Here is a 3410-nt window from a genome sequence, read left to right as displayed (position 1 = left end):
GTGAAGCGGAACCTACGCCCGTGCTCCCCATTTACACCGGATCCCGGACACGACCACGAGCATGGGTTACCCATACATCCAACTTATCGAGCGTGACTAACTATGCGTGTGCTGGCAACCCCTGCCGGGCGTGACAGTGCTCACGTACGGTCTTCACTCACCCTGTCCGGTGGCGCTGATCGCAGCAGCGTCGCCGCCGGCAGAGCCCGGCCCCGATGCTGGCTAGCTCTAAAACTGACTGAGGTTGTTGATGTGTTCCAACACGCATTTCTCGACGACCCCGAGGGTGACGCGGAGGCGATCGAAGCGGCCAGGGGAATGATGATCTCCTTCCTGCGGCACGAATCGGCGTCACCGAGTCGACGCCGATGAGAACGAGCTTTCTGCGATGGTGATGACCGCAGGTTCGCCGTGGAGCCCCAGTTGGCGACCTCCCTGTCGGTCAGCGGGATTCTCGTGGTGAACACCGGCACACTGTCGACATCGAGAAGCTCGGTGCCACCACCGACACCGACGCTGATGACTTGACCGGTTCCCACCAGCGCCGCGAGTTCGACATCGCTGCAGGATCTCAGGGCCGCTGAGACTTTCAGGTGGAGGGCGGCAGCTCTGGCAGCTGTCATCGCACAATGGTGTCAACTGGACCGCGGGAATGGCGTGTCAATAGAGCGCTTCGATTTCGGCGCGCGTGTAGATCGTGCCGATCCCGTGCTCGCTGAGGTCGATGACGATGCCGGCGCGCTCGGCGGCGTCGAGGATGTCGAGGCGTTGGGTCAGTGCCGCCCTCCCATCCTCTAAGGAGTCGAGATCACCGCCTTTAGCCAGGCCCCAGGCGGCGGCGCGGGCGAGTTCAGCCAGCTCAGCACTAGATACGTTGTCGCTCAAAGTCGTTCCTCTTCTTGATGGATGTGCCATGGACGAATGTCGTGCTCGTGAGTCCTTGCCGGGCGCGACGACGGGCATGCCGAGGGCTTCGGCAGCCTCACCGAGCCGGGTGTCGTAGGTGATGAGGGCAACCAGCGGTGCGGCGGAGGACGCCACCTGTGCGGTGGCCAAGTGAATGGCGTCCAGTGAGCGCAGGGAGGGTTCGGTGTAGGTAGCCGCGGTCGCGCGAACGGCGAAGTCGATCTCGAACCGATTCAGCCTGGACAGTACGGAGGGCACCTTCGGTAAGCCTTCCGGTGCCGCGGCCCTGATGGCTCTGGGTAGCTCGATCTCGGTCAAAGCCGATGTTATCCAGGGACTCTCAATGTGTTCGTCGAGCCAGTCGCCGAGTGTGTCGGACTCAGCCTCGGTACGAATGAGCTTCACCAGCGCTGAGGTGTCCAGATAGATCACAGGGGCTAGTACCTCTCGTCATCGCGCATGCGCTCCAGCAGGGCACCTGCGTCGGGGTCGCCTTGTCGCATCGCGACCGTGGGCCGGGGGGCGGGGCCGTGGGAGGTCGCGGGCTGCACTCTGCCGGAACTGATCAGTGCGTCGAGCGGGCCGGCGGCCGCGGGCACGATGCGAGCGATCACCTCGCCGCGTTCGGTCAAGGTGATTTCCTCGCCACTTTTCACCCGGGCCAACACTTTCGAGGTTTCTTGGTTGAGCACGCGGATAGACACTTCACCCATACCCAAAGTGTACTACACAAATGTTCTACAAGGTGGCGGGTGTGTACTGGCCGCCGCGCAGCAGTGCGCGCCCGCGACTCCCGCTAGGCGTCTGGCGCGAGGCAGAGTCCGATAGAGCCGTTGGCGAAAATCCTACAAATGGGTCATAGCGTCGGACGACGATGATGACGATGACGAAACCTGTTGCACAGCAGCCGAACTGGTCCATGGTTCCTGCGCCGTTACGGGTGGCCATCGAGGCTAGCCACCCGACGAACGGGGAGCCTTCCACTGAGCATCTCGCGCTCATCGAAGCGGCCATCAAAGCCGTGGCGCACAAGGAGTCCCGCGCGGCGCCCCGCGCTCCACACAAGCCGGCCAAACCTGTCCAACTCGCCCTCTTCGAACTCGAACCCCTCCCCTGAAGGTTGCCCCGGTCACCCCGCCGAAACTCACCGCTCGCAGTACCTATCAAGGCTGACGGCGTACGCTGCATTACCCCCAGCTCTGTACGCGAAATCGCTTACCGCGAACGTTCCGGGGTGTGGGCTGCGCGAGAGGGGTTTCCGCACCGTCGTTCTGCCCCATCCCCAACGTGAGCCTCGGTGGATGCCGACTCCGTGGGCTCCCTCACATCACCCATGACTACTGGATCTGGCGGGGGAGAAGGTGTAGATCGGCGAGGCAGCGCGCAGCAAGAGAGCCGGTGGCCGCCTTGAGCGCCGACCACAGGTGGTCGGGCGTCGTGGTGGCGGATTCGGCGCACTGAGGGGCGAGAGCGGCTGCGTTGATCAGGATCGCTCGGGCGTGCGGTGTGTAGGGGAGATGCACGGCGCGGGCCGGGTGGCGGACCGGTCCCATGAACAGCTCGAGCTGGCGGCGAATGCTTTCCCGCAGGTGCTGATCATCATCGATGCCTGCGGTGGTGACCGCCTCGGGATCGACTGCGAGAAGACCCAGGAGCAGGTGCGTCGACGCCAGAAAGCCGCTGGCGTAGCGATAGGCCTCCTGGTGAGCGACGGTCACCACGTGTTTGGCATCGACGTCGAGCGATCTCAAGGCGTCGGCGAAACGACCCAAACTGATATCGCCCTGGGGAAGGGGCGACCCCGCGACCATGAGGCCACACGCTACCAATACCGCCGTATTGTCCCGGCGAACCGTTGCTGTGATGCCCTCTTAATGCTTGAGCTGGCCCCGACTGATGAGCATATTCATCGCCTGTTCCCACCGGCTGAGCTGGTTGGCGGTGGCGAACCCCTCGGACAGGCGACGGTCGAGATGCCGGCGAAGAATGATGGCGCCTAACACCAAGACCAGGGGATTGAGGCCGGCCCATTCTGTGTCGAGCCCTTCGGGTGTGGCGCCGCTTTCAGCGAGGTGCTCCCAGCGTTGGACACCGGCCATGGCCATCGCGTCGAACACCGCACGCCCGACAGGGCCATCGTCGACCAACTGACGGGCCACGTAATCCAGCACCGGAAGGTGAGCATCGAACAAAGCACGGACGCGCTGGCCAACCTCGGCGGGCTCGGCTGGCTCAGGTTGTGACATCACCGTGCCGATCGTCTTGAGCACGTAGGCGTCCACGGCTTCGATCAAGCGCTCCTTCGAGCCGAAGTGATGCTGAATCGACCCAACTGAGACCCCCGCGGTGTCGGCGATGGCCTGAAACGTCGCATCGGCGTAGCCGCGGGAGGCGAACACCTCCAAGGCAGCCCCGATGATGGCTGCTCGCCTCCGGCCGCGTGGACCTGCTGTTGGCCGTCACTGAAGATGATGATGTCGACGTCATCGGTGTTGATGACGATG

The 3410-nt window shown here is 63.7% G+C and carries 4 protein-coding genes and 1 pseudogene; 1 reads left to right on the top strand and 4 read right to left on the bottom strand.

The window, feature by feature from the left end; translation table 11 throughout:
* Nucleotides 1–939: 939 nt before the first annotated feature.
* Together CRM90_RS31220 and CRM90_RS29655 are read right to left on the bottom strand one after the other, a co-directional pair.
* Nucleotides 940–1338: pseudogene (locus tag CRM90_RS31220) on the bottom strand (type II toxin-antitoxin system VapC family toxin); the annotation flags it as partial.
* A 5-nt stretch (nt 1339–1343) separates the two neighbouring features.
* Complete coding sequence (locus CRM90_RS29655; protein ID WP_102810410.1) at nt 1344–1619, bottom strand: type II toxin-antitoxin system Phd/YefM family antitoxin; 276 nt, start codon at nt 1617–1619, stop codon at nt 1344–1346.
* A 170-nt stretch (nt 1620–1789) separates the two neighbouring features.
* On the opposite strand from CRM90_RS29655, the gene CRM90_RS29650 reads away from it, so the two are divergent.
* Entirely contained in the window at nt 1790–2023 is a 234-nt protein-coding gene (locus CRM90_RS29650) for a hypothetical protein (RefSeq protein WP_142391494.1), read from the top strand.
* 220 nt (nt 2024–2243) lie between these two features.
* Here CRM90_RS29650 and CRM90_RS29645 read toward each other — a convergent pair whose 3' ends face one another.
* Nucleotides 2244–2717, bottom strand: a complete 474-nt coding sequence (locus CRM90_RS29645) for a Clp protease N-terminal domain-containing protein (RefSeq protein ID WP_102810408.1) — start codon at nt 2715–2717, stop codon at nt 2244–2246.
* A 60-nt stretch (nt 2718–2777) separates the two neighbouring features.
* Entirely contained in the window at nt 2778–3323 is a 546-nt protein-coding gene (locus tag CRM90_RS29640; protein WP_286145676.1) for a TetR/AcrR family transcriptional regulator, read from the bottom strand.
* Nucleotides 3324–3410: the final 87 nt, after the last annotated feature.

The sequence above is a fragment of the Mycobacterium sp. ENV421 genome, from assembly GCF_002887815.1.
In the GTDB taxonomy this organism is placed as follows: domain Bacteria; phylum Actinomycetota; class Actinomycetes; order Mycobacteriales; family Mycobacteriaceae; genus Mycobacterium.
Note: the sequence above shows the minus strand (reverse complement) of the source record. Positions and strands in the feature narration are given on the sequence as shown.